Raw genomic sequence first — 25,205 nt, 5'->3', positions numbered from 1 at the left:
TGTCGGCGGGGTGTCGCGGTCTCCGGCGATTGCTTCGCGGGTTCGCGCGTCGCGGGGCCGGGGTGGCCGGCGGCTCGGTCAGCCGAGCACCTTCATGTCCGTGTCGCCCCACAACGCGCGCAAGTCCTTGACCAGGCCGTCCTCCCGGAAGCGGACGATGCCGATGATCGAGATCGAGATCCGCTTCGGGTAGCTGCGCGGACGCAGTTCGACGGTGGCCGGCAGCACCACGGTCTCGCCGTCGTGGGCGGCCACCGGTGTGCCAGGGCGTTCCTGCGCGCGGTCGTCGACGACGGCCCGGGTGATGTGCGCGCGCAGCGCTTCCCGGCCCACCTGCTCGCCGGAGCCGACCGGGTCCTCGAACACCACGTCGGGGGCGAACAGTTCCAGGACGCCCTCGACATCGCCGGCGTTCATCCGGCGGCAGTATTCGAGCGCCAGGGCCTTGCGGGTCACCTCGTCGGGCACGCCGACTCCTTCCGGGCAGGGCAGCGGCGAAGTTGCGGGCGCGGAGACCGGACCGGTCGGCCCCTCGCCGGTGAAACGGTGCGGTCCGCGAGGCCGCGTCGCGCGGGATCGGCGGCTCGCCTGCGTCACCGCCGACCGTCGAACCGAGAAGCCGCTCTCACACGTCCCAGTGTTCGATCACCTGCCGATCGGGCACCACCCCTGTTTGCCACCCCTAACCACCCCGGGGCACACCGCGATGGGGGGTTGACCTGCACGGGAGCTCAAGGGGAGCAATGCGGGGGCGCGGTGGGACGGATGCCGCGCGCCGGTGACCGGCGGCGGCGCCGGACCGGCCGACCGGCCGGTGGAATGGGCGACATACCCGATCTGCGGACGTGTTTCGGCCCACATCAGGCTTACGTCAAGGAACCTCGAACGGCCCCGAGAGCCCTGCTACTGTGATCTCACGGTAACCCCCAGCGACCACAACGCGACCTCTGTCGAGGCAGTCGAGGGCCGGCTGCGCAGTCGGGCACCGGAACCTCGGTGCGGCAGCGTGGCACCCGTCGGCGTTTTCGTGTCCCCATCACTAGCGTGAAGGAAGGTACATGGAGACCATCGAGAGCCGATACACCCTGTGCGCGAGACTGACCCCGCTCATCAGAACCCGGACCCGAGACAGCCCCGTGTGGGTCCGCGCCGTCCGCGATGAGACCGGAACGTGAGCGCGCGGGAGCGTTCGGAAGCGAGCGCGATCATGGCCGGTCTACTGGCCGGATCGCTGGTCGGCGAAAGCGGGATCGCCGTCGTCAGCGGCCCCGTGGCCATGGGCAAGACGACACTGTTGGCCACGTTCACCCAACAGGTGCGTGCGGCCGGTGGGCTGGTGCTCCCAGCCGTGGCGTCCGAGTCCGAGGCCGGCATCCCATTGGGGGTGATCGCCCAACTACTCCAGGAAGCCTCGCCGTCGGCCCCGGTCGGCGAGCAGGTGAACCAGTTGCTGGCGATCGGCAGGGCGTACCTGACGGCCTCGCCGGGGGAATCGCCGGCGCGACTGTCCACGGTGGACGCCCAGATCGTCCAGTCCCTGTGCGGGGTTCTGCTCGGCCTGGCCGGACCCCGGCCGCTGGCCTTGGTGGTCGATGACGTCCAACACGCCGACCCGGCCTCGATCGCCTGTCTCGCCTATCTGGCACGCCGCATGCACAACACCCCGCTGCTCGCGGTGTTCAGTCACGGCGACCCTCCCGACGACCGATGCGCGGAATTCGTCGAGCAGTTGCTTCGGTTGCCGCACGCTCGCGAGGTCCGGCTGCCGCCGCTCGACCTGGATCAGGTGCGCGATACGGCGGCGGCCCGGCTCGGCACCGGCGTCGCGGAGCGGGCCGCGGTGTGGGCGCTGCGGGTGAGCGGCGGCAATCCGCTGCTGCTCGACGGGGTCCTCGAGGACTGCCGCCTCGGTGGGCACGCCGCGTCGACCGCGGGCTACACGCGGGCGATGCTCTCGTGTCTGCACCGGAGCCCGTCACCCGCCGAGCCGGTCGCCCGGGCACTGGCCGTGTTGGGTACGCCGGAGCCGATCGCCCGACTGTTGGGCCTGGAGGCGGGCGAGGTGACGCGGTGCCTGGCGGCGCTCGACACCGCGGGTCTGCTGGAGCAGGGTCGCTTCCGGCATCCCGGGGCGGCCTCGGCGGTGTTGGCGGACCTGGGCCCCGCGGCCACCGCCGCACTGCACCGGGACGCGGCCGAACTGCGCTACGCCGAAGGCGCGTCCGCCGCCGTGGTCGCCGAACACCTTCTGGCGGGACAGGGGTTGCGTACGTCCTGGTCGGTGTCCGCGCTCGACGCGGCCGCCTCGTCGGCGCTGTCCGAGGGTCGGGGTGTCAAGGCGATCGAATACCTGCGCCTGGCCTGCACGCTGAGCGGGAACCGGAAGGAACTGGCCCGGATTCGGGTGGCCTTGCTGCGCGTGGAGCGACGGATGGGGCCCGGCATCGCCGAGCAGCAGATCCCCGGCCTCCTGCAGGCGGTGCATACCGGCTGTCTGGGCAGCGGGGAGACGCTGGCCGTGGTCAGAGCGCTGCTGTGGGACGGTCGTTTCGAGGCCGCCACCGAGGCGTTGAAACATTTGACCGACTCGGATCGGTGCTCGGGCCCCGAGACGGTGATGGAACTGCGTGCCGCCCGGCTGTGGATGCGCTGTTCGTACACCCCGCTGCTGGGGCTGCTGCCGAGTACCGAGGAGAACCCGCAGGAACTCTGCGGCACGCCCTCCACCACCGAGAGCCGCCGCCGCTACGACGCGGCTACCGTGCTCGACTCGGTACTGACCCAGGAGGCTTCCCATCGCGCGGTACCCAAAGCCGAAAGGATCCTGCACGGCAGCCGGTTGCACGGCACCGACCTGGACACGATCGAGTGCGCGCTGCTCGCGTTGACCTACGCGGAGCGGCCCGCGCTGGCGCGGCCGTTTTGCGACGAGTTGATCGTCGCGGCGCAGGAGCGGGGCGAGCCGGGCAGCGAGGCCAGGCTGCACGCGCTGCGGGCGGAGATCTGCATCCGCCTGGGCGATCTGCCCGGAGCCGTCCTGCACTCGACCGCCTCCTTCGACGTCGTGCCCACCGGTGAGTGGGGACCGGCCGTCGGCTCTCCGCTGGCCAGCATGATGATCGCGCTCACCTCGATGGGGCGTGAGGACGAGGCCGCGGAACTGCTCTACCTGCCGATACCCGAGACCATGCTGCAGAGCCGATCCGGGCTGCATTACCTGCACGCGCGCGGGCGGTACTGCATGGCGGTCCGGGATTGGGACGGGGCACTGGCGGACTTCCAGAGCTGCGGTGAGCTGATGACGCGCTGGGGCATGGACGTGCCGGGTCTGATCGCGTGGCGCAACGACGCGGGCGAGGCGTGGTTGCGGATGGGTGAGCGGGACCGCGCCCGCGCGCTCCTGGAGGAGCAGTTGAGCCGCAGCGAGCGTGGCGGTTCGGCGCGCACCCGCGGGGCGACGCTGCGGCTGCTGGCGGCCACGCACGAGCCGCGCAGACGTCTGGTGCTGCTGCGGCAGGCCGTCGACGCGCTGCAAGAGAGCGGGGACCGCTACGAGTTGGCGCGGGCGCTGGCCGACCTCACCGACATGTACAACGCGGTCGGCGAGACGCGGCGGGCCCGGGTGATCGGCTCCCAGGCGCGGATCATCGCGGACAAGTGCCAGGCGGAGCCGTTGAGCAGGCTCCTTCCCACGGACCGCGACCAGCCCGACACCGAACCCAAGGCTCCGGCCGCGCTGCTCACCGATGCGGAACAGCGCGTCGCCGACCTGGTCGCGCTGGGGCATACGAACAGTGAGATAGCCAAACTGCTCTACATCACGGTCAGCACGGTGGAGCAGCACCTGACCCGGATGTACCGCAAGGTCGGAGTCAACGACCGGGCGCAGTTGGCCTCCGCGCTGTTCACCGGGCCGCACACGCAGGCGATCGGCGTGTAGGACGGACCGGCGGGCACCCGGCCGGGGTTCCCGGCCGGGCGCCTCTTGGCGCCGTGCTCTTTTCGAAGGGGAAGGGCTCAGGCGGGCTTCGGTATGCCGGTCACGCGAGCAGGTCGCGGCGGCGGAACGCGGCCAGGGCCGCGGCCAGTCCGACCAGCGCCAGCGCGCTCATCACCACCAGCGGCGTCGCGGCGACCGCGTTGCCGGGGAGTTTGGGCACGTGCGCGAAGGGCGAGATGTCCAGCACGTAGTGGCTGACCTTCAACTCCGGGCCGACCAGGGTCAAAAAGGCGAAGAGACCCAGGAGGCCCCACCCGACGCCGGTCCAGCGGGGGAACGCGGCGAACACCAGTACCGCGAGCGCCACGATCAGCAGGACGGCCGGGAGTTGCGCGAACACGGCGCCGAAGGTTCTGCCCGACATCCGTCCCACGTCGTGCGCGCCCAGCCCCGCGGACAGGCCCAGGCCGAATCCGGCGGCGGCCAGGATCACCACGGCGCCGGCCACCGCCAACGCCAGATGGCTCAGCAGCCAGCGCGCGCGACTCGGCGTGCCGGCGAAGATGAGCTCGATCCGGCCGGCGGCTTCCTCGCCGCGGGCCCGCACGATCACGCTGAGTGCGAAGACAGCCGCCATGATCGCGAACACGCCCACGACGGAGGACACATACGCGTCGGCCATGTTCTGCGAACCGCCGAGTTCGGACATGATCCGCTGCACCCGGTCACTGCCGGTGAGCACGTCCACGTCCCGGACGAAGGAGCCGAACACCAGCGCCGCCGTCAGGACGCCGATCGCCCAGCCCAGCAGGGCGCCGCGGTGCATCCGCCAGGCCAGACCGAAGGTGCCGCGGGTGTCGGCGCCCCCCTGGGCGGGTCCGGGTCGGGCGGGCAGTACACCGGAGCCGAAGTCCCGCCTATCCAGCAGCCGTAGCGCCAGCGCGATCAGCCCGGCGGCCGCGGCCGCGGGGACCGCCAGCACCTGCCAGCGGTCGCCCGCGTACGGCCGCACCTGCTCGGTCCAGCCGATCGGTGAGGCCCACAGCAGCCCGGTGGCGCCGTGACTCATGTCGGCCACCGCGCGCACCAGGTAGCAGACGCCGAGCAGAGTGAGCGCGACCGTGTTCGCGGTGCGCGAGGCCTCGAAGAGCTGGGCGCAGACGGCGGCGACGCCGGTGAAGACGATGCCGCACGCCGCCATCGAGAGGCCGAGGGCGAAGGCACCGGCCACCGGCAGGCCGAAGACGGGCAGGATCGCGCCGATCACCACGCCCACGCCGAGATTGACCGAGAGCACCAGCCGGAGCGCGGCGACCAGTGGCGCCTTCCGGTCCACGATGCCCGCGGCGACCAGTTCCTGACGGCCCGTCTGCTCCTCCGCCCGGGTGTGCCGGACGACGAGGAGGATGGACATCACCGCGGCCAGTACGGCGCCGAGCACCGCCGAGCGCCAGGTGGTGATGGCGCCGAGCGAGGTGTTCGTGATCCGCCCGTAGAGCGCGGCCGCTCCGGACGCGGCTCCGATCCCGTCGACGAAGGTCTGCCGCGACGCCTGGTCGGGGAACAGCCCCTTGATGCTGTACGCGGTGGAGGCCACGCTGCCGATCAGGGCGTACGCCCACAGGGGCAGGATGATCCGGTCGCGGCGGGAGGCGAGCTTGGACAGCTCGCGCAGGCCGGCCAGGCTGCCGCCGCTCACTGCTTGACCTCGGACTGCTGCTCGCCGCGCTGCTTTTCGACGGACTGCCGTTCCTCGGACTGCCGTGCCCCGGGCTGCCGTTCGCCGGGCTGCGCCTGACCGGACCGCTGCTCCCCGGAGTAGTAGCGCATGAACAGCTCTTCGAGCGTGGGCGGCCGGCTGACCAGCGACCCCAGACCCGCGTCGGTGAGCACGCGCAGCACCTTCTCCAGCGCGTCCGGGTCGACCTGGCAGCGCACCGAGAGCCCCTCGACCCGGAGGTCGTGCACGCCGGCGATGGTGTCGAGGCCGCTCACCGGCCGGGACACGGTCGCGGTGATGGTGGTGCGCGAGAGGTGGCGCAGCTCGTCGAGCGTGCCGGTGTCGACCCGGCGGCCTTCGCGGATGATCGAGACCCGGTCGCAGAGTTCCTCGACCTCGCTGAGGATGTGGCTGGACAGCAGGACGGTCGCGCCGCGGTTCTTGGCCTCGGACACACACGCGCCGAAGACCGCCTCCATCAACGGGTCGAGGCCGGAGGTCGGCTCGTCCAGGATGAGCAGTTCGGCCTCGGAGGCCAGCGCCGCGACGAGCGCCACCTTCTGGCGGTTGCCCTTGGAATAGGCCCGGCCCTTCTTCCTCGGGTCCAGCTCGAACCGCTCCACGAGCGCGTCCCGCCGCCCCTTGTCCAGACCGCCGCGCATCGAGCCGAGCAGGTCGATCGTCTCGCCCCCGCTCAGGTTGGGCCACAGGCTGACATCGCCGGGCACGTAGGCGAGTCTGCGGTGCAGCGCCGTGGCGTCCTGCCACGGGTCGCCGCCGAACAGGGTGGCAATGCCACCGTCCCGGCGCAGCAGGCCCAGCAGGACGCGAATAACGGTGGACTTGCCCGCGCCGTTGGGCCCGAGCAATCCGTGCACCTCACCCGGTGCCACCTGCAGGTCCAGGCCGTCGAGGGCGACCGCCCGTCCGAAGTGCTTCCGCAGTCCTGAGGTGTGGATCACATCGATTGCGTTCACGCCCCGGATGCTACAGTTACTTCACGTGTTTGTGAAGCTTCATAATGTAATGCACACAGGTCATCCGGATGGGTGTGCGAGAGTGGCGCACCACGACGGCGGAGGAGTTGGTGAGCGTGGCGGACGGCCGCGACGAGGAGGCCGCACGGCACTTCGTCGAACAGATGGCGATGCTGTTCGCCGACTGGGGCTTCCCCAGGATGAGCGCGCGCGTACTGATCACCCTGATGGCGGCCGAGGAGCGCGGGCTGACCGCCGGCGAGCTGGCCGACCGACTGGCCGCGAGCCCCGCCGCGATCTCGGGCGCGGTCCGCTACCTCACCCAGGTCGGCCTGGTCGCCCGCGAATCGGTGCTGGGCTCACGCAGCGACCTGTACCTGCTGCCCGACGACTCCTGGTACACCGGCACCGCGACCAAGCAGCACCTTTTCGCCCAGCTCATCGCCGCGACCGACAAGGGTATCGAACCCCTCGGCGGCCCCGACACGAAGGCGGGCGCCCGGATGGCGGAGATGCGCGACTTCTTCGCCTTCGCTCAGCAGGAGATGGCGGGCGCCCTGGCGAAGTGGAAGACCCTGCGCGGCCGGCCGCCGGCGCGGCCGTGACCCGACCGACCCCGCACGCGCACCGGATCGCCGATGCCGGGGCGACTCGATATGCACCAAGGCCCGGGACCGGTCCTTGTGTTCGTCCGTTGAGGTCGAAGCCGACCCGCGCCGGCTGCGAGGGTCGTCTCCTTGAACTTCGTCGAGCCGGTCTCCTCGGACTCCTCGAACTCGGTGCGTGGGCCACGCCTCGACGTCGGTGCCCATGGAAAATCGCCAGGTGGCGCCATACGCCTGGAGGGGTGAATCGACCGCCGATCGGTTTGTTGTTTGCTTCGGTGCGCGGTAGGAATTCCGCCCGGGGCGCGGCGTGTGGGACTCCTCCGCAGGCGCGTGCCCATATGAGGGGACGCGCTCGTGCCGAACTCGCCCGTGCGAAGCGCCGGTACAGCCTTGGAGGACGGGACGTTCGCGTTCTCGTTTCGCGGCGTGGGGATGACCGACGGTGCGGGCGAGTCCGCGTCCGTGCACCGATCCGGTCCTGGTGTTGAACAGCATCTGAGCAGTTCCTCCCACAACCGGGCGCTGGCGGAGGGAATCGCCCGATGGTCCGACGTGATGAGCCTGGTTGCGCGCCGCCGGCCGTCGACCACAGCGTTCCGTCACCGGCCCGCTCGCCGGGAACCGGCACCGGCACACACCCCGGAACCCACAAACCGACGACGAACGCGACCGGATCGCGGGGACCACCGGCCACATCCGCCAACGACAGCTCGGTGCGATGGTGAAGGTGTGAGGTTCGGGGTGAGATCGCGAGCCGGGGCGCGGGGTCGATTCCCCGCGCCCCGGCTCCCTCACCGAGTCGATACCGGTTCGACGGTGGTTCGGTGCCGGATCAGTGGTGGGTGATCCACCAGATGATCCAGGTGCCGGTGGCGCTGCCGGCACCGGTGGCAAGGCCGCGAGTGGCGCTTGCGGCGAGGGAGCGGGCGGCGCGCATCAGGCGGCTTCGGGTCGCGACGGTGGGGGCGTTGGTGGGTTGGACGTCGTTCACGGTGGTCTCCCCGAGTGGGTGTGAACCCCGGGCGGGTTCATGTCGCCCCATCGAGCACTCACGGACGTTTTTCCGGCGACGGTCCCCGGGCCGGTCGTCCGTCTCTAGGCTGCTGGGGCCGGGTGCGCGGGTTATCCGGTGGTCGTCCGGACCGGATCCGGACCGGACAACGCGAGAAGGTCGGGGTTCGTGGCGGGCGATGCGGGGGGCAAGGCGACGGAACTGGCGCGGTCGCTGTGGGAGTTGTGGAAACGGGCCGGGTCGCCCACCTACGAGAAACTCGTCCACCAGGGCGCCCTGCAACAGCCCGAGGTGGAGTTGAACACCACCTCGCTCGGGGACTGGTTCAACGGACGCGCCGTGCCCGCCGATCCGGTGCGGTTCGCGTTCCTGGTGACCTGGCTGGAGCACGAGGCCCGCGGGCGCGACCGCGCCTACGTTGCGACACCGGTCGCGGCGTGGGAGCGGCGGCGCGGCGAGGCGGTGCGCGAGCGCCGTCCCGCCGGACGCCCCCACACGACGCGCACCGTCGAACCTGCGTCCGGGGGCGGGGGTTTCGTGGGTCGGCCGGTTCGGGATTTCACGGACGCGTTCGCGTTGGAGGTGCACCGGGCGATCGACGCACCCGAGCACGCGCGGGATCGGTTGCCGGTGTTGCCGGCGTACGTCGCGCGCGACCACGACAGGGTGCTGGGCGAGGCGGTGCGGCGCGCGGCGGGTGGGGAGAGCGTGATGGTGACGTTGGTGGCCGGGTCCTCCACCGGCAAGACCCGCGCCTGCTGGGAAGCCTTGCAAGGTGTGCCGGACGGGTGGCGGTTGTGGCATCCCATCGCTCCGGGCCGTCCCGAGGCCGCCGTGGCCGAACTGTCCGCCGTAGGGCCGCGCACGGTCGTGTGGCTCAACGAGGCCCAGTTCTACCTGGAACCGGCCGGGATCGGCGAACGCGTCGCGGCCGAACTACGCGAACTCCTGCGCGACCGCTCTCGCGCGCCGGTCCTGGTCCTGGCGACGCTGTGGCCGGACCCGTACTGGATCACCCTCACGACCCGGCCCCCCACCGACCGGCCGGACCCGCACGAGCAGGCACGAGCCCTGCTCGAGGGCACCGACCTCCACGTCCCCGAGACGTTCACCGGTGCGGACCTGGCGGCCCTCCGCGCAAGAGCGAGCCAGGACCCGCGACTGGCGAACGCCCTCACCAGCGGGGACGACGGACGCATCACCCAGTTCCTCGCGGGCGCCCTTGCGCTGCTCAAGCGCTACAAGCTCGCCCCGGCCGGCGCGCGGGCCGTGATCGAGGCCGCCATGGACGCCCGCCGCCTCGGCCACGGACCCGCCCTGCGCCAGGCGTTCCTCGAGGACGCCGCCGACGCCTACCTCACCGACCACCAATCCGACGCCCTCACCGACGACTGGTTCGAACAGGCCCTCGCCTACGCGACCAACGTCGCCGGCGTCCACGGCGCGAGGGCGCCGCTGACCCGCATCCGCCCCCGACGCCGCACCCGCGACACCGCCGACGAAGGCGCGACCTACCGCCTCGCCGACTACCTCGAACAACACGCACGCCACACCCGCAGCCGCCTGTGCCCGAGCGCCTCGTTCTGGACCGCCGCCCACGACCACGCCCACACCACCGACGACATACGCAACCTCGCCGACGCCGCACGCGAAAGACTCCGGCTGCGCCACGCCGAACGCCTGTACCGCAAAGCCGCCGACGCCCGAGACCCACACGCTCTGGAACACCTGACCCAGCTGCGGGAGCAGGCCGGGGACCTGGACGGCGCCGAACGCATCGCCCACGAAGCCGCCGACGCCGGAAACACCACCGCGCTGACGCGGCTGGCCGCACTGCGGGCGAAAGCGGGGGACCGGGACAATGCCGAACGCCTGTACCGCAAAGTCGCCGACGCCGGAAACGCCTACGCGCTGACGACCCTGGCCCAGCTGCGAGAGCAGGCGGGCGACCTGGAGGACGCCGAACGCCTGTACCGCAAAGCCGCCGACGCCGGAGACACCTACGCGCTGACGCACCTGGCCCGGCTGCGAGAGCGGGCGGGGGACCGGGACAGCGCCGAACGCATCGCCCACGAAGCCGCCGACACCGGAAACACCTACCCGCTGACGCGGCTGGCCGCGCTGCGGGAGGAGGCCGGCGACCTGGACGACGTCGAACGCATCGCCCTCAAAGACGCCGACGCCAAAGTCACCGAGGCGCTTACGCGGCTGGCCGTGCTGCGGGAGCAGGCGGGCGACCTGGACGACGCCGAACGCCTGTACCGCAAAGCTGCCGATGCCGGAGACGCCGACGCGCTGAGGTACCTGGTGGAGCTGCGGGAGGCCGCGGGAGAGCGGGACAGCGCCGAACGCCTGTGCCACGAAGCCGCCGACACCGGACACCCCTACGCACTGGCGTACCTGGCCAAGCTGCGGGAGGCTGCGGGAGATCGGGACGGCGCCGAACGCCTGTGCCACGAAGCCGCCGACGCCGGAGACACCACCGCGCTGACGAACCTGGCCCGGCTGCGAGAGAAGGCCGGCGACCGAGACGGCGCCGAACGCCTCTATCGCGAAGCCGCCGACACCGGGGACACCGACGCGCTGACGCACCTGGCCAGGCTGCGGGAGGAAGCGGGGGACCTGGATGGCGCCGAACGCCTGTACCGCGAACTCACCGACACCGAAGACGCCGAAGACACCATCACGCTGGCGCACCTGGCCGGGCTGCGGGAGAGGGCCGGGGACCGGGACGGCGCCGAACGCCTGTACCGCGAAGCCGCCGACGCCGGAGACACCACCGCGCTGACGAACCTGGCCCGGCTGCGGAAGAAGGCCGGGGACCGGGACGGCGCCGAACGCCTGTGCCACGAAGCCGCCGACGCCGGAGACACCACCGCGCTGGCGGGCCTGGCCCGGCTGCGGGAAAGGGCCGGGGACCGGGACGGCGCCGAACGCCTGTACCGCGAAGCCGCCGACGCCGGAGTCACCACCGCGCTGACGAACCTGGCCCGACTGCGAGAGCAGGCCGGCGACCGAGGCGGCGCCGAACGCATCGCCCACGAAGCCGCCGACGCCGGATACCCGTACGCGCTGACGCACCTGGCCGAGCTGCGAAAGGAGGCCGGGGACCGGCACGGCGCCGAACGCCTGTACCGCGAAGCCGCCGACGCCGGAGACACCACCGCGCTGACGAACCTGGCCCGGCTGCGAGAGCAGGCCGGCGACCGAGGCGGCGCCGAACGCATCGCCCACGAAGCCGCCGACGCCGGAAACACCACCGCGCTGACGAACCTGGCCCGGCTGCGGGAGGCGGCGGGAGGCCGGGACGGCGCAGAACGCCTGTTCGTGTTGCTTCGTCGCGGTCTCGACGCCGACGACGACGTGCCACCCGTCGGCGGGTAGACCAGCGGACCGGGAGGGGGTGCCGTGGGGACTCCGGTCGAGACCCGATCGTCGGGGACAGCGAACCGACAACAGGCACCAGGAGGTGTAGGGCGGCCCCGACGCTCTCCGCCGGATCCCACGTACACCAGTCGGCGAGGTGGTGGCCGAAGGTCCGGTTACGCGACAGGGGCGAGGAACAGGTGGCGACCAGGTCGCCCAGGCCGGCGAGTCCGGCGGGAGTGGGCGCCCATATCGACGGCGAGGCGGGTGATCTCGGCGAGTCCGCGGGTGACGAGCATCGCGGTGGCGTCGTGGCCGGGGGCCATGCCGGAGGCAATGTGCACCGCCGGCGCGCAAGCCGGTTGTCATCGTGATTTGGCGGATGAGCGCTTCAGCCGGCGAACGGCCTGGCCCATCTGTCCGCCACGCCTTCTACCCTCTCCGCCATGCGCTACCTGGCAGATCCTTCGCCTGCGGTGCTTTGCGCCGCGGCCGGCCCGTCGAGCAGTTCCTCGGTCCGGTTCGAGCCGCCGACCGTTTGGGCATCCACTACGTCGAGATCCGGCCCGTCCGGTATCGATACGAGATCATCCTTCACGCGTGTGAGGACGTCGGCCACGAGAGCTTTTGTGATCCGGCGGAGTTCCCGTCGTTCCACGGCGAGGACGGCGAAGAGCACTTCGGGCTCGTGCTCGCCACATCCGACGAGCCTCTCGACGCGCTGAGGACCGCCGAGAACCTCACCGGTGCCGTTCGCGGCCGGTGGGTCAACGAAGGACTGGTCCAGGACGAATACCACGACTATCCACAAGCGGGACGCCCCGTGGACGCCGCGCACGACGGACACCCCTGGCCGAAACCACCGGCCGCTCCCCCGACACCTGTGACACGGACTTCGAGCACTTGATCTGGCGAACCCCGCCAACTGAAGTGCTCATCCGCCAACTCAAGCGCTCAGTCACACCGGTGTCACTCGCGGCGCAGGGCGAAGAGAACATGGTCCACGTCTGTGACTTCGACGGCCGACAGGTCGTCGGCACGGGTTCCACCATCCTGAATGTACGCCTCCTGCAAGCCGGCGGCGACGATGCGCTCGAGTTCGCGTTCGGAGGCTCGCCCGCCGGGCCTCGCGGTCCGGGGTCAACGCGGCGTGCTGTGGCGTCGGCGGACATGTGCCCGACCGCGTCGATCACCGTCGGATACTCCCACCCGAACGCGAGCTCGCCGAAGAGCGCGGTATGCGCGGCGCCGTAAGGGTCCGGGCGCACCCTTACGCGCACACGTCGAATGAGACCCATACGTCGGGTGGCAGGTCGGGCCGCCCGGGGACCGGCCTGCGATCCTCCGTCCACGCGTCGCCGGCGATCCCGGTCGCGACACGGCGCCAGAAGCGCACGGCGGCGATGTTGGCGTCCTGGAAGGCGACTTCCCACGGGCCCGGGTGCCTGGCGACCACCTCCCGAACGGCACGCATCCCGATCCCGGATCCCCGCGCCCCACGCACCACGAAGAAGCTGTTGAGCACGCGCGTGGGGCCGGTCAGGCCGCGGACGAGGGCGAGACCGACGGGGTGTTCGCCACTCGTCAGTAGGTACGGCGCCCAGTCGATGTCCTCGAAGGACGCCCGGAGCCGTTCGCTGCGAAACGTCCCGTCCGAGTCGGGAAACCTGCCGTCGAACTCGGACAAGTCATGGCGGAAGAACAGCCAGAGACGTTCCATCACGAAACGGTCGGCATCGTCCGCACGGCGCACGGATACCTCGGGCATGACACTCCTTTGCGCGACGAAGAACAAGGCTGTCGGCACCGCATGCCAAAACTGTCGGCACGCGGCGGCGCGAAACATGGACACCCATGCGGGCGGGAACACCGGCTCGAAGAACGAGGCGGGTCAGGACACAAAAAAGCCTCTCGGCCGGATGTGCACCCGAGCCCGAAAGGCTGATGACAGGATTATAGCAGGCGCCCTTTTACCCTCGCGTCACCGCCGAGGGAGACCCGGATACCTGATTCCCCGCGCGGGCTTCCGGGCCGGGCAACATCCTCTCGTCGACAGCGGCGCTCGACAGGTCCACGCGCCCGCGTGCTCCCGCTCGCCGCCGAGCCGACACAACGAACCGCTCCGCGACGTCTACGAGATCCTCGACATGGGCCTGGTTGGTCCTCGCTCGTGCGGTCCGATCATTCCCCGACGTCGAGGTCCCGTACGTCACGCCTGTGTGCCAGACCGGCGGCCAACTCCAGGAAGTCCTCGTGCAGTAGGCCGTTCGTGGCCAGGATCGTCATGTCGCCGGTCAGCACCGATTCCCCGTCGAGGTCCGTCACGCGCGGGCGGGTTGGCCGGCGGCGTCGGCGGCGGTTTCGATCGCGCGCAGCGCGGTGGGGCCCAGGCGGTTCGATCCGTGCCGCACCCCAGGCCGGAACACCGCACCCACACAACGCAGCCGAGACGACACATCCTCGGCAACCACCACTTCACGATCGCTGCTCCAATAGGGGACTTTCCAAAGGGATTTCGACCCAGCGGTTCGGCGGTCCCGTCACCTGGGCGGCCTCATCGATGGTGACGCCGCCCATGAAGGCCGCGTACGCGAGTTCGCAGGCCGGCCACATCCCGGGTTCGAGCCCCCGGTCCCAGAAGCGATAGAGCCAATGGCCCTCGGGCGACAAGTCGTGTGCGGAACGGCCGATCTCCTCGTCCAGCGACCGGACTCCGTCGACTGCCAGGTGGCCGGAGGAGCCGCTCACGAAGTCCACGTGGATCCCGTAGGCCCGCGTGCCCGCCCTGGCGCCGGGTGCCGGGCGCCGGGGAGGGTCGCGGTGCGGTGCCCGCCCGGTGGGCGGGAAGGGCGGGGGTGTTGACGGCGACAGCCTCGAAGAGCAGGGCCTTGGCCACCTCACGGGTCGGTCCAGGCATGGCGGTTAGTACCGCTTTCCCTGTTTCATCCTGCGAATTCGCCAGATCCCGATCGACAAGCTGATGACCGTGATGACGGTGAGGATGATCGCTCCCACCGGCCAGAAGGGAGTGGGGTCGTCGGCGGCCAAGTGGAGGGGCGGCATGGCGTGACCTCACTCGTCAGTCGTGCAAACGGCGCCGCCGGATGCGGCTCCCGGCGGACGACTGCCCGCGATCGACCCGGGCATGCTCGGGCTGCCCGTGCGAAGGTCTGCGGGTTGGTGCGCACCGACCGATGACGCGTGCGAGCGCACCCGGCCCAAGTGCGTGCGGTTCCCGATGCGCGCCGCGCCTGTCCGCAGCCGGATCACGGTGGGTGGTGTTCAGGCCGATGTGGGTGGTGTTGGGTTTTCCTGCGCGGGTGGACCAGCGCCGGGTTGTTGGAGTTGGTGTTGGCGGTCCGTAACCGCGAGGTGGAGGCTCCCGATCCGCTCCTACGTCGTGGCCCACGCCGAGCGGGAGGCGCGGCGCCGCCACCTCACCCCGAACCGCAGCCGCAGCCGGGCGGGATACGGACGGTACGCACCGATCGGCAGGTACGGCCCGACGAATTCCCGCTCCGTATCGGTCGGTTGTCCTCGCGTCACCACAGACGATCCACCGGATCAGGACTGCCCGGACGATGAATCCCACGGATTGTCCACAATCGGATACAAGTCGTGTTCGTTTCGGATTTGGTTGGCGCCTCGAGTGAACGCCGCGGCGAAATGGGTGTCCCCCAGGGCCGCCCGGGTGGCGGCCGAGATCCTGTCGATGTCGCCGCGCTCTCCGGGTGGCAATGGTGCCCTCACCGAAGCCCGGGTTTCGGTGGCCGCCCCAGGGAGCCGCGCTGCGTGCCCGTGTCTGCCGACGAGTGCCGACGCGCCCGCGAGCCCCTCCAAGGCCAGGGCCACGGCTCGCGGATCACCCGTGCGGCCGGCTGCTTCCAGGCCTTCGCTGTGCAACTTCATGGCCGTCTCGGCGTGCCCGCGCAGTTCGGCGACGAAGCCGAGTTCGGCCGGAAGCAGGGCTGTGCCGTTGTCGGCGTCGAATCGGTGGTTCCATTCCAACCGGGTCCGCAGATACTTTTCCGCGTCGTCGAGTCGCCCCTGCCGCCGAGCTCCCAGCGCCGGCCCCACTTCGGCGAATTCCTGGGCCGGTTTGTCGCCCTGTTCGAGGGCGAGCAGTCGGCCACGTTCGTGATACTGCTCGGCCAGTGCGTAGTTCTGCGTCAGCAGGGCGATTCTGCCGAGTTCGGACCATCGGGTCGACGCGTCGATCCAAAGGCCGAGGGTTTCGGCGATCCGCAGCCCTTCGCGATGCCACCGGCTTGCCTCGGAGTAGTCACCCGCGACCTCCGCGAGTCTGCCGAGCATCCCCATCGCCTGGAGCTGCCCCCACTCGTCGCCGATTTCCCGAAATGCGCGAGGCTCTCGTGGCCGTCGCGCCGGGACGCGGCGAGGTCGCCGCAGATGTGGCTCTGCGTGCCGGGTGGCCATGACCACGACGGTGCCCCGGTGGCCGGTGTCGGGCGCCAGGACGTTGCTGCCGCCGCCCAGGACCCAGGGGTGGTCGGGGAGTTCGGCGGCGAGGTCGGGCCAGGCGGTGGGGTCGGTGTGGATGCGGAGACGGTCGGCGGGGCCGCCGAGGCGCAGAGTGGTGTGGTCGGCGAGAAGGTCACCCATGGTGAGCCTCCGAGGTGGTGAAGGGGTCAGGTGGTGGTGAGGGTCTTGCGGGCGAGGGTGCGCAGTGGGGCGAGGCGGGGGCTGGGCGGGCCGTGGTAGACGGCGTTGGTGCAGATGGCGATGTAGCGGCCGGTGGTGGGGGCGAGGTACAGGCTCGTGCCGGTCCACCCGTGGTGGTAGACGACGTCGCCGTCGTCCGCGATGAGCCACGCGAGTCCTCGATCGAGGCCGGGTTCGACCGGTGCCTGGGGGGTGCTGGAGGCGGTGAGCCAGGCGTGGAGTGGGTGTTCGGGGTCGAGGAGGTGTTCGGCGTAGCCGGCGAGGTCTGCCGCTGTGGTGAAGACGCCGGCGTGGCCGGCGATGCCGCCGAGGAGCGCGGCGTTGTCGTCGTGGACGCCGCCCCAGATCCGGGGTGCCCCGGTGAGGCGCTGTTCGGTGGGTGCGACGTGTGGGCTCCGGGTGACGGGTCCGTAGGTGGTGTCGGTCATGCCGAGGTCGGTCCACAGTTCGGCGGCGAGTTCGTGCAGGGGTCGCCGATGAATGTGGGCGAGGGCCAGGCCGAGGAGGATGAAGCCCCGGTTGAGGTAGCGGTGGCGGCCCGGGAGTTCTTCCAGGGGTTCGCGGCACAGGAGTTCGGCGAGTGGGGCGGGGTTGCTGCGATAGCGGTCGAGGCGTGTTTCCGCGCGCAGTCCGCTGGTGTGGGTCAGGAGTCGGCGGATGGTGGCGCCGGCGCCGGGGGCGTCGCCGGTGATCGGGGGCAGGTAGGCGCGTACCGGGGTATCGAGGTCGAGGAGTCCGGTGTCGAGGGCGCGGCCGATCAGCGGCCAGGTGGCGACGACCTTGGTGAGCGACGCGGCGTCGTAGACGGTGTGTTCGGTGGGTGGGGCGTCGCCGCATTCGGGGGCGACGACGCCCGCGGTTGCCGTGTGCCGCTCCCCCGCGGCGGTCCCGCAGGCCTGGGCACGCGTCGGCGATCCACCGGCCACGGCGACCGAGGACCCCGCGCGGGACACGCTCCCGAAACTCGAACCGGTGGCCAGTGACGCCGATGGAGGAGCGGTGCTCGCGGATCCCGGCGACCCGGCACGCTCCACGTGCGCGCGGTAGGCGGCGTACATGTCCATCCCGGACACCGGCGCCGCGCCCGAGGACGGGCGGTTCGCGCCCGGCGCCCACACCACGGTGCTGCGTCAGGAGATCATCGGCGACCGGGACGCGCGGATCAGGCGGTCCGTCACCGTGACGGCGCGCGAGAATCGAATCGCGCCGGTCTTCCGCACCACGGCGGGCAGTTCGTTGGTGCCGTGTGCGCTGAACAAGATCGTCGAGACCGCGGTGACCGATCCCGAGGTGAAGCCGAATGCGGAGGGCCCGGACCTGGTGGCGTTGTTGGGGCTCCCCCGCTAATCTGCTCTGCTGGTTCGTGCGAATGGGCCGCCGACACGCCGGTCCGGGCGGGCGACCGCGGAGTCCAGATCGGAGCATCTCACGCCGTGCAGCCCGTCGATCCAGCCAATGTGAGAGCCCGGGTTACCCGGTTTCCGCTCTGCCCTCGGCCCACCATGCTGTCGTCGCGCACACCGCGCGCACCGCGCACACCGCGCGCACCGCGCCGGCGGGTGCCATTGTGCCTCCGGGGCCTGCGCGCCCACGTCGCACCCGCGCATGGGTTCGGTGACCACGATGGCAGGTGATCAGACGGCCGGGACCGGTCGGGGCGGCAGCGCGGGAGAGCGGTCGGGTGCGCACACCGGCACAACGACCGTTGCATGGCACAGTGCGTTGTCGGAGGCCGACATCGAGTCGATACACCGGCAGATCGATCAGGCGCGGACGCGCTGGTCGCCGGGACTCGACCGGGGAGCGGACGCGTCGACGTTCTTCACGCAACTACTGGACCGCTCGACGCTGCCGTCGAGCGTCAAGGACGCTGCGTACCGACGCGTGAGTCGGCGAGGAATTTTCCTGGACGGCTTGCGTCTCGGGCGCGGCGCCCAAAGCGCCGGCATTGTCGGGATGACCTCGATCGGTCCGGTTGTCGCACAGGTCCGCGCCGAGTACCACGAGCCCCGTGGACCGGTGCTCGCACCCTTCGAGATTCTCTCCACCCCGAACGCGCTGCGCCTGGTGAACGCTCAGTACCCAGGGCTGACGGCTCGGCTGCTCCACCACGAGGACGAACGTCTGATCGTCACGTCATATATCTCCGGTTCACATGCCGCAAGCAACGACGGAACGCGAGTCGACGCCTTGGCGCGTGCCACGATATTGAACAACTTGCCGCGCGCCCTCGCGGACTTGACCACGCTTCGCGTACCGGCGGAGGTACGTCGACATGGGCGCGTGGACTCGGTGGTCTCGGTGCTCGATCGGGCTGCCCATGTCCGGGCGGTACGGTACCCCTCGAACGATCCGCGGCTCGCCGAGTTCGGGATGACCACCTCCTTGTTCAGTCAACTGCGTGACGACGCGCGGGCGTTCACGAGGCGCAGACCGGGGATTCTGCACAATGACCTCCATTACGGCAATGTGCTTGTGCAGTTCGACTCCGCGGGTGTTCGCCCGACGGGCATCAAACTGCTGGACTTCCAGGGCTTGAGCGAGGGTGATCCAATCCAGGATCTGGCTCTTGCGGCAGTGAAATTCGGCTGCACGCCGAGCGAGATGCGGAGTCTGTCGGACGCTTGGAAGGCCGAAGTCGGGAAATCCGTATCCGCCGATGTCGACCGAGACTTGCCCATCGCCACGGCGGCGTACGGGGCTTCCCAGGCGTCGGTGGTGCTTCCGAATGCCGACCACGCCGTGCGGGGTACCGCCGTCCACCATCGAGCGTCGCTCGACCAGGTCATCGCCCGAAGTACCAGCATACTGAAGCCTCTGATCGGTGCGGTTCTCACGTACGCCGGCGAAACCGCGGACGTGGGGCGCTGGGTCCAGCACCGCTTGGAACGCGCGATTCCACCCAACGCCGCCTTCATCGCTGTCACCGGGATGCAGCCCGCCGTCCAGACTCGGCAGCAGCGTCGTCAAACGCCCGTCCAAGGCCCCGCGTCGATGCCGCCTCATGTGACCGAGATGAAGCGGGACAGCGAGAAGTCATCAGTCGTGCGGCGCTCACGCGAAGTGTGAACACCTACCTACCTGCCGGTGGAACTTCTCCCCGCCGTGGGCGCGGCGCGGCGGGCCCCTCGGGGGATCCGGTTCACCGCGCGGGGTCGACCCAACTCGCCGCCGGCTGCCCCGCCGTGGACTTTCCGATGACCGCCTCGATGTCCTCGGCAGCCGCGTGGAGCAGTTGGTGGGCGAGGTCCGACAGGGCCCGTGCCGCGGCGAGTTCGTCGCCGATCTCCGGGACATCCGGGTCGGCGGGGTGTTTGCGGGCGGCGCCACGGCCCCCCGGTCCGGTGGTGTCGTCGGTGCGCAGCCGCGCCTCCGCATGCGTCATTGCCGTTCCACCACCGTCGGGGTCGTCGACGGCCTTCTCGCTCAGGTAAATGTCCACGGTCCAGTGCCTGGTGGTGGCCATGACGTCCGCCTCCGTCCAGATCGGCATATGACTCGAGAGTCCACCGCGCTGGCGTGGGCTGCCACCGCTCGGTGGTACGCCGAGCCGCCGATCCACTCGGACAGTCGGGATGGGAATCCGGATGGTGGGGCAGGTCTGCGGGCGCACAAGCGGGCAGGCCACAGCCGGAGTCGAGGATCACCGTCTGCCCGTCCGCCCGGTGGCACGCTTTCGGCCGTCGGAATCCCGGGATCCGGCACCGATATCGCGCCGAAGGGCACCCGCGACCCTCCCGTCCACCGAAGAGGTAGATCACGCTTCGCCCTCGTGGACCCTGTGTGCGGTGGCGCGTGCCACGGCAGACCGGTGCCTCGCAGCGGGCACGAAACGCGGGGCCGAGCACGCTCGCCGGCTGGGGCTGGGACGAGGACCGTGTCGCGGCGGTCGTCCTGGTCGTCTCGGAACTGCTGACCAACGCGCACCTGGCACACCGACGGAGAGGTACGACTGGCCCTGCGCCGGCCCCGACGCGGCGTACGGCCGTCCGTCACCGACACCGTCACCGCATGCCGACGCGCCGCGACACCGGCCCCGACCACGAGGGCGGCTTCGGCCTGCACATCCTCGACACGGTCACCACCGGCTGGGGCGTCCGGGCACACCGAGCCGGCAAGACCGTCTGGGCCGACATCGACGCCCCGACCCCACCACGGACCAGCGCCCCGCGGCCGGTGCGCAGCCGATCCGGCGCCCCTCGATCCGAGCGACCCTACGCCGGGGCCACCCGGCCAGCCTGGCGGCGGCCCGCCGAGGGACGCGACCACGTCGATCGGCGGTAGGGGTGCGACGGCGGGTCGCCCCATCGGCGCGCGGGTGGGCGCCGACGAGGAAGCGGCGGCGAGTGCGCGAAACCTGTCCGACCACGGCGTCGAGCGGCTCGCGCAGGACCTCGCCGTGGTCGGCGACAAACCCCGCGAGTTGACCGCGCTGTGCGAGCGGCTCGCCCGCCTTCCCCAACCCACCATCGTCGTCCGAGCCTGGGACGACCGATACAGCGGACCCGGTCGAGGACCCGGGCCCGAACTCGGCTGGGACCAGGGCGGCCGGGTCGCAGCCCTGGCCCGACTCGCGGTGAACCCACACACCCCGCGCGACGCCGTCATCGGCGTCCTCGAACGACTCCACCCCGCGGAGACCGCCGCCCTCGCCGAAACCGACACCGGGCCAACCAGGTCGGCGAGCTGGTCTCGGCCGTTGACCGAGATGATCTGCCGGGGGCGGAGCAGGGCGAGGGCCTCGTCAATGCGACCCCAGCCCTCCAGCAACTCGACCGCAGCAACAACGGCCGTCCACCGCCCCGTTGCCACATACGGAGCGAGCACCTCCCACGCATCGGCTTCGCCGGTCCGGTCCGGACCGCCTCGCACCACCCGAACCCGCACCACGCGACTCCGGCGGGATCAGCAGCAACCGGCACCGGCCCACCCGCTATCACCGCGGGCTTCAACGCGTCCTCTCGCGCTCGACGAAAGACATAAAGTCACCCGTTTCCCACGGCTCCCCGCTCGCACCGCTACCGATCGGCCGTACTGACCCGGCTGTACCACGCGCCTCGTCGTAGTTCCCGGGGAGTACGGCCAGGTGCCATCCCGGGGCCGACGATCCACCGACCCCGATTCCGGGAATCTGGTGCCCGGCCCGGCAGCGCGGCCCCGCCCGAACCGCGAGTCCGGGCGTTTCGATCATCAAGCAGGTTGTCGCACAGGAGAGTTGGGTTTTCATGGCGCGAGGGAAGAAACAGCCTGCGAGCCGTGTGGGCGGTGGCCGGGCGATCGGCCGAGTGATCCCGTGGGCGGTCATAGGCCTGTGGGTGGCCGCGGTCGCCGTACTGGCACAGTTCGCGACCGGCCTGGACAAGGTCAAGTCCGACAAGGTCATCGACTATCTGCCTTCCGGGGCCGAGTCCACCACGGTCGCCGCGCTGGAGGACAAGCTCCCCGGCGGCGGGGTCAACGACTTCGTCGTGGTCTACCACCGGGCTGCGGGGATCACCGCCGAGGACCGCGCCACGGCCGAGCGTCACCTTGCCGTCCTCGATCGGAAGTACCCCGGCCCACCCACCGACAGTGCTCCGGGCACCCCGGCCGGTGGGAACGGCGCGCAGACCCTCGGCGCCGACGGCGACAAGACCACCGGTGAGGGTGACGGTTCGTCCGGTCGGGTCCAGGGCTCCGGGGACGGCAAGGCCCTGCTGTTCGCCCACTCGGTGGGCACGGCGTCCGGGCAGCCTCCCGAGTACCTGCCCGCGCTGCGCAAGCTTCTGGAGGACCGGCCGGCCGGCCTGGAGACCAAGGTCACCGGCCCGGGCGCCATCGAGGGCGACGTCGACGCGGTCTTCGACGGCATCGACGAAAAGCTGATGATCACCACCGTGATCGTGGTGACCGTCCTGCTCATCCTCATCTACCGGAGCCCGGTGCTGTGGCTGCTCCCGCTACTCGCCGTCGGCTGCGCCACGCTGATCTCGATGGCCGCCGTCCATCTGCTCGCCAAGAACTTCGGCGTGGTCGTCAACGAACAGAGCGCGGCCGTCCTGGTGATCCTGGTCTTCGGCGTCGGTACCGACTACGCGCTGCTCATCGTCGCCCGCTACCGGGAAGTCCTCCAAGCCGAGGCCGACACCGGCCGGGCCATGCTGGTCGCGCTGCGCAGCGCCGGCCCTGCCATCATCGCCTCCGCGGGCACCGTCGCGGCCGGCCTGCTGTGCCTGCTTGCCGCCGACCTCAACAGCACCAGCGGCCTGGGTCCGGTCGGCGCCGTCGGCATCGCCTGCGCACTGACCGCCATGTTGACCCTGTTCCCCGCCCTGCTGCTGGTGCTCGGGCGCTGGGTGTTCTGGCCGAGAGTGCCCAAGGTACTGGCCGCCGGCGTCACCGGCGCCGTTGCCGGGCAGGCCCGCTGGGACAGGTTGGGCGCATGGATCGCCCGCCACAAGGGCCTCGCCGCCGTCGGCTCGGTCGTCGTCCTCGGCGCGCTCGCGCTCGGCCTGCTCGGCGGACCCGGCCCCCTGCGCAGCCAGGACCAGTTCGTCAAGACGCCCGACTCCGTCAGCGGTTTCACCCTGGTCACCCGGCATTTCCCGGACATCGGCGGCCGGCCGATCACCGTCATCGCACCGACCGTCAAGAAGGACGCCGTGCTCGAGGCGGCCCAGGGCGTCAAGGGCGTCAGCCAGGTCGTTCCCGGGCGTTCCGGCGCCGAGCATGCCGAGATCACCGTCTTCCCCCAGGACGCTCCCGACAGCCCGGCCGAGCGGCGGACCATCAAGGCTCTGCGCGCGGCGGTCGACAGGGTCGACCCGGCGGCGGCCGTCGGTGGTCCGAGCGCGCAGAACCTGGACACCGCGACGACATCGGCCCGCGACGAGAAGATCGTCATTCCGCTGGTGCTGGTGGTCATCACCCTGATCCTCGGCGCGCTGCTACGAGCCGTCGTGGCGCCTGTGGTACTGATCCTCACCGTCGTGGTCTCCTTCGCCGCCGCGATCGGCGCCTCCACGCTGGTGTTCGAGCACGTCTTCGGCTTCAAGGGCATCGACCCCGGCCTTCCCCTGTTGGGATTCCTCTTCCTGGTCGCCCTCGGCGTCGACTACAACATCTTCCTGATGCACCGCGCCCGCGAGGAGTCCCTCCTGCACGGCACCCGCCGGGGCATCCTGGGCAGCCTCTCCTCGACCGGAGGTGTGATCACCTCGGCGGGCGTGGTGCTCGCCGCGACCTTCGCCGTGCTTGCCACCCTGCCGTTGGTGCCCATGGTCGAACTGGGCTTCCTGGTCGCCTTCGGCGTCCTGGTGGACACTCTGCTGGTCCGTTCGATCCTGGTCCCGGCCGTCGGCCTCCGGCTCGGCTCGAGCCTGTGGTGGCCGAGCGCCCTCGGTCGGCGTACGGACCCCGCGGACACCGACGGGCAGGCGTCCGCCCCGATCGGCCGGGAACGGCAGCTCCGGAACTGATCCGGAATCGAAAAGGCGGTCGAGGGCGTACTCCGGTGCCGCCCTCGATCGCCTTCGATCGCCCGAACGTGCCGGCCCCTGTCCCGAAGGCCCCACCACCGCACCATCCGCACCACCGAGAGCACCACACCACCCGCGTGCGCCGAGCAACCGGACCCGCCGACGGACGGAAGAGAAGATGACCACCGACTGGACCGGTCTGCTGCGCACAGCCTTCCGGCTGCGCGACATCGCCGTGGCCGCGGTACTGCTCGCCTACGCGGTCACCGCCCTCGCACTGTCCGATGGCGCGGCCGGCGCAACCCGCGGGCCCGACGTGCTCGCGCTCGTCGTGGTCGGGCTGATGACCGGGGCACTGGCGGTCCGCCGGCGGTTCCCGTTGCCCGTCCTGGTGGTCAATCTCGCCTGCGTGGCGGTCTTCCAACTGCGCGGCTACGCGGACGAACCACCGGTGGTCGCGATACTGATCGCGCTCTACACCGTGGCCGCGGTGGGTGAGCGGCGCCGCTCGGTGAAGGTCGGTGCCGTGGTCGCCGTCCTGGTGCAGGTCATGCTGGTCGGCACCGAACCCCAGATGCACTTCTCGGACGTACTCGACGCGGCGATGATGGTGGTGCTGGCGCTCGCGCTGGGCGAAGCCGTCCGCTACCAGCAGGCCTACCGGGCGGAAGTGGCCGAACGACACGCCCGCGAGGAGGTCCACCGGGCCGAGGAGGCCGAGCGGCTGCTCGGTGAGGAGCGCATACGGATCGCGCGCGACTTGCACGACGTGCTTGCCCACAGCATTGCCGCGATCAACGTGCAGGCCTCCGTAGCCGCCCATCTGCTGGGCCAAGACGCCGAGTTGGACGCGCGGACACGCACACTGCTGCGCAGCACCATGGACACCATCACCGAGATCTCCCGCTCCGGCGTCGCCGACCTGCGGGCCACGCTCGCCGTACTGCGCGGGCACGGCCCGGCCTCCCACGGGCCGTTGCCGGGGCTGGCCCGGCTCGGGGAGCTGGCCGACATGGTAACGGCCACCGGCGCCCGGATCGACGTGGACATCGTGGGATCGGCCCCGCCGCTGCCGGCCGGACACGACGTGACGGCCTTTCGGATCATCCAGGAGGCGCTGACCAACGTCGTCAAGCACGCCAGGGCCCGTAGAGTGCTGGTCCGGATCGAGTACGGCCACGGGCAGGTCGACGTGAGCGTCCGGGACGACGGGGTGGGCCGCGTCCGCCGGCGGGCGGACGCGGGCGCGGGCTTCGGCCTGTTGGGCATGACCGAGCGGGCGCACAGCGTCGGGGGGCGGCTCACCGCGGCCGACCGACCCGATGGCGGATTCGAGGTGGTGGCCGTTTTGCCCCTGCCCGACCACGAGCGGTACCGACCGGCGGCGGCCATGCCGCAGGTCGGATCGCCTGCCGCCGAATGACGCACCGACGCCCGCCATC

20 protein-coding genes and 1 pseudogene are annotated in these 25,205 nt (G+C 71.0%); 8 read left to right on the top strand and 13 right to left on the bottom strand.

Annotated elements, in window-relative coordinates; translation table 11 throughout:
• Positions 1–78 precede the first annotated feature (78 nt).
• Positions 79–468, bottom strand: a complete 390-nt coding sequence (locus ACIBSV_RS11940) for a nuclear transport factor 2 family protein (RefSeq protein WP_395861817.1) — start codon at positions 466–468, stop codon at positions 79–81.
• Between the two features lie 703 nt (positions 469–1,171).
• Here ACIBSV_RS11940 and ACIBSV_RS11935 point away from each other — a divergent pair.
• Positions 1,172–3,940, top strand: coding sequence for an AAA family ATPase (locus ACIBSV_RS11935; RefSeq protein WP_395861815.1), 2,769 nt, complete (start codon positions 1,172–1,174; stop codon positions 3,938–3,940).
• Positions 3,941–4,040: 100 nt separating this feature from the next.
• Here ACIBSV_RS11935 and ACIBSV_RS11930 read toward each other — a convergent pair whose 3' ends face one another.
• Both ACIBSV_RS11930 and ACIBSV_RS11925 read right to left on the bottom strand, forming a co-directional pair.
• On the bottom strand, positions 4,041–5,639 hold the full coding sequence (locus ACIBSV_RS11930; protein WP_395861813.1) for an ABC transporter permease: 1,599 nt from the start codon (positions 5,637–5,639) through the stop codon (positions 4,041–4,043).
• The gene (locus ACIBSV_RS11925; RefSeq protein ID WP_395861811.1) at positions 5,636–6,637 is read right to left on the bottom strand and encodes an ATP-binding cassette domain-containing protein; all 1,002 of its coding nucleotides are present in this window, start codon (positions 6,635–6,637) and stop codon (positions 5,636–5,638) included. The genes ACIBSV_RS11930 and ACIBSV_RS11925 overlap by 4 nt, the downstream gene beginning before the upstream one ends.
• A 68-nt stretch (positions 6,638–6,705) precedes the next feature.
• On the opposite strand from ACIBSV_RS11925, the gene ACIBSV_RS11920 reads away from it, so the two are divergent.
• Positions 6,706–7,242: a GbsR/MarR family transcriptional regulator gene (locus ACIBSV_RS11920; RefSeq protein WP_395861809.1), complete on the top strand. Its 537-nt coding sequence runs from the start codon at positions 6,706–6,708 to the stop codon at positions 7,240–7,242.
• A gap of 835 nt (positions 7,243–8,077) precedes the next feature.
• Here the strand turns inward: ACIBSV_RS11920 and ACIBSV_RS11915 are convergent.
• Positions 8,078–8,236 (bottom strand): hypothetical protein, encoded by a 159-nt coding sequence (locus ACIBSV_RS11915; RefSeq protein WP_395861807.1) that lies wholly within the window; start codon positions 8,234–8,236, stop codon positions 8,078–8,080.
• 189 nt (positions 8,237–8,425) lie between these two features.
• Between ACIBSV_RS11915 and ACIBSV_RS11910 the strand changes: the two genes are divergently transcribed.
• Entirely contained in the window at positions 8,426–11,641 is a 3,216-nt protein-coding gene (locus ACIBSV_RS11910) for a transcriptional regulator (RefSeq protein ID WP_395861805.1), read from the top strand.
• 121 nt (positions 11,642–11,762) lie between these two features.
• On the opposite strand, the pseudogene ACIBSV_RS11905 reads toward ACIBSV_RS11910, so the two are convergent.
• From ACIBSV_RS11905 to ACIBSV_RS11870, 8 genes and pseudogenes are all read right to left on the bottom strand, one after another.
• Positions 11,763–11,976: pseudogene (locus ACIBSV_RS11905) on the bottom strand (NAD(P)H-dependent glycerol-3-phosphate dehydrogenase); the annotation flags it as partial.
• Positions 11,977–12,074: 98 nt separating this feature from the next.
• Positions 12,075–12,461 carry a hypothetical protein gene (locus ACIBSV_RS11900; protein ID WP_395861803.1) on the bottom strand — a complete coding sequence of 129 codons (387 nt, stop codon included), beginning with the start codon at positions 12,459–12,461 and terminating at the stop codon, positions 12,075–12,077.
• Between the two features lie 432 nt (positions 12,462–12,893).
• Positions 12,894–13,391, bottom strand: coding sequence for a GNAT family N-acetyltransferase (locus tag ACIBSV_RS11895; RefSeq protein ID WP_395861801.1), 498 nt, complete (start codon positions 13,389–13,391; stop codon positions 12,894–12,896).
• Between the two features lie 413 nt (positions 13,392–13,804).
• Positions 13,805–13,948: a hypothetical protein gene (locus tag ACIBSV_RS11890; RefSeq protein ID WP_395861798.1), complete on the bottom strand. Its 144-nt coding sequence runs from the start codon at positions 13,946–13,948 to the stop codon at positions 13,805–13,807.
• Positions 13,945–14,094 carry a hypothetical protein gene (locus ACIBSV_RS11885; protein ID WP_395861797.1) on the bottom strand — a complete coding sequence of 50 codons (150 nt, stop codon included), beginning with the start codon at positions 14,092–14,094 and terminating at the stop codon, positions 13,945–13,947. Before ACIBSV_RS11885 ends, ACIBSV_RS11890 begins: the two co-directional genes overlap by 4 nt.
• Before the next feature lie 4 nt (positions 14,095–14,098).
• Positions 14,099–14,380, bottom strand: coding sequence for a hypothetical protein (locus ACIBSV_RS11880; protein WP_395861794.1), 282 nt, complete (start codon positions 14,378–14,380; stop codon positions 14,099–14,101).
• Between the two features lie 807 nt (positions 14,381–15,187).
• Positions 15,188–16,246 (bottom strand): hypothetical protein, encoded by a 1,059-nt coding sequence (locus ACIBSV_RS11875; protein ID WP_395861792.1) that lies wholly within the window; start codon positions 16,244–16,246, stop codon positions 15,188–15,190.
• 26 nt (positions 16,247–16,272) lie between these two features.
• Complete coding sequence (locus ACIBSV_RS11870; RefSeq protein WP_395861790.1) at positions 16,273–17,370, bottom strand: serine hydrolase domain-containing protein; 1,098 nt, start codon at positions 17,368–17,370, stop codon at positions 16,273–16,275.
• Between ACIBSV_RS11870 and ACIBSV_RS11865 the strand changes: the two genes are divergently transcribed.
• Positions 17,363–17,653: a hypothetical protein gene (locus ACIBSV_RS11865; protein ID WP_395861788.1), complete on the top strand. Its 291-nt coding sequence runs from the start codon at positions 17,363–17,365 to the stop codon at positions 17,651–17,653. The two genes, ACIBSV_RS11870 and ACIBSV_RS11865, sit on opposite strands and share 8 nt — an antisense overlap.
• A gap of 276 nt (positions 17,654–17,929) precedes the next feature.
• On the top strand, positions 17,930–19,375 hold the full coding sequence (locus ACIBSV_RS11860) for a phosphotransferase family protein (RefSeq protein WP_395861845.1): 1,446 nt from the start codon (positions 17,930–17,932) through the stop codon (positions 19,373–19,375).
• Positions 19,376–19,448: 73 nt separating this feature from the next.
• On the opposite strand, the gene ACIBSV_RS11855 is transcribed toward ACIBSV_RS11860, so the two are convergent.
• Positions 19,449–19,799 (bottom strand): DUF1876 domain-containing protein, encoded by a 351-nt coding sequence (locus tag ACIBSV_RS11855; protein WP_395861786.1) that lies wholly within the window; start codon positions 19,797–19,799, stop codon positions 19,449–19,451.
• Between the two features lie 518 nt (positions 19,800–20,317).
• Here ACIBSV_RS11855 and ACIBSV_RS11850 point away from each other — a divergent pair.
• From ACIBSV_RS11850 to ACIBSV_RS11840, 3 genes are all read left to right on the top strand, one after another.
• Positions 20,318–20,590: a hypothetical protein gene (locus ACIBSV_RS11850; protein WP_395861785.1), complete on the top strand. Its 273-nt coding sequence runs from the start codon at positions 20,318–20,320 to the stop codon at positions 20,588–20,590.
• Between the two features lie 941 nt (positions 20,591–21,531).
• Positions 21,532–23,763, top strand: a complete 2,232-nt coding sequence (locus ACIBSV_RS11845; protein ID WP_395861783.1) for an MMPL family transporter — start codon at positions 21,532–21,534, stop codon at positions 23,761–23,763.
• A gap of 178 nt (positions 23,764–23,941) precedes the next feature.
• The gene (locus tag ACIBSV_RS11840; protein ID WP_395861782.1) at positions 23,942–25,186 is read left to right on the top strand and encodes a sensor histidine kinase; all 1,245 of its coding nucleotides are present in this window, start codon (positions 23,942–23,944) and stop codon (positions 25,184–25,186) included.
• Positions 25,187–25,205 lie beyond the last annotated feature (19 nt).

The sequence above is a fragment of the Embleya sp. NPDC050154 genome, from assembly GCF_044460165.1.
Lineage (GTDB): Bacteria > Actinomycetota > Actinomycetes > Streptomycetales > Streptomycetaceae > Embleya.
Note: the sequence above shows the minus strand (reverse complement) of the source record. Positions and strands in the feature narration are given on the sequence as shown.

Bases quoted from the DNA above. Each gene is read 5' to 3' on its own strand.
- ACIBSV_RS11920 (WP_395861809.1), top strand. From the start codon at position 6,706: ATGGGTGTGCGAGAGTGGCGCACCACGACGGCGGAGGAGTTGGTGAGC.
- ACIBSV_RS11895 (WP_395861801.1), bottom strand. From the start codon at position 13,391: ATGCCCGAGGTATCCGTGCGCCGTGCGGACGATGCCGACCGTTTCGTG.
- ACIBSV_RS11875 (WP_395861792.1), bottom strand. From the start codon at position 16,246: ATGGGTGACCTTCTCGCCGACCACACCACTCTGCGCCTCGGCGGCCCC.
- ACIBSV_RS11865 (WP_395861788.1), top strand. From the start codon at position 17,363: ATGTCCATCCCGGACACCGGCGCCGCGCCCGAGGACGGGCGGTTCGCG.
- ACIBSV_RS11870 (WP_395861790.1), bottom strand. From the start codon at position 17,370: ATGGACATGTACGCCGCCTACCGCGCGCACGTGGAGCGTGCCGGGTCG.
- ACIBSV_RS11860 (WP_395861845.1), top strand. From the start codon at position 17,930: ATGGCAGGTGATCAGACGGCCGGGACCGGTCGGGGCGGCAGCGCGGGA.
- ACIBSV_RS11855 (WP_395861786.1), bottom strand. From the start codon at position 19,799: ATGCCGATCTGGACGGAGGCGGACGTCATGGCCACCACCAGGCACTGG.
- ACIBSV_RS11850 (WP_395861785.1), top strand. From the start codon at position 20,318: ATGCCGACGCGCCGCGACACCGGCCCCGACCACGAGGGCGGCTTCGGC.
- ACIBSV_RS11845 (WP_395861783.1), top strand. From the start codon at position 21,532: ATGGCGCGAGGGAAGAAACAGCCTGCGAGCCGTGTGGGCGGTGGCCGG.
- ACIBSV_RS11840 (WP_395861782.1), top strand. From the start codon at position 23,942: ATGACCACCGACTGGACCGGTCTGCTGCGCACAGCCTTCCGGCTGCGC.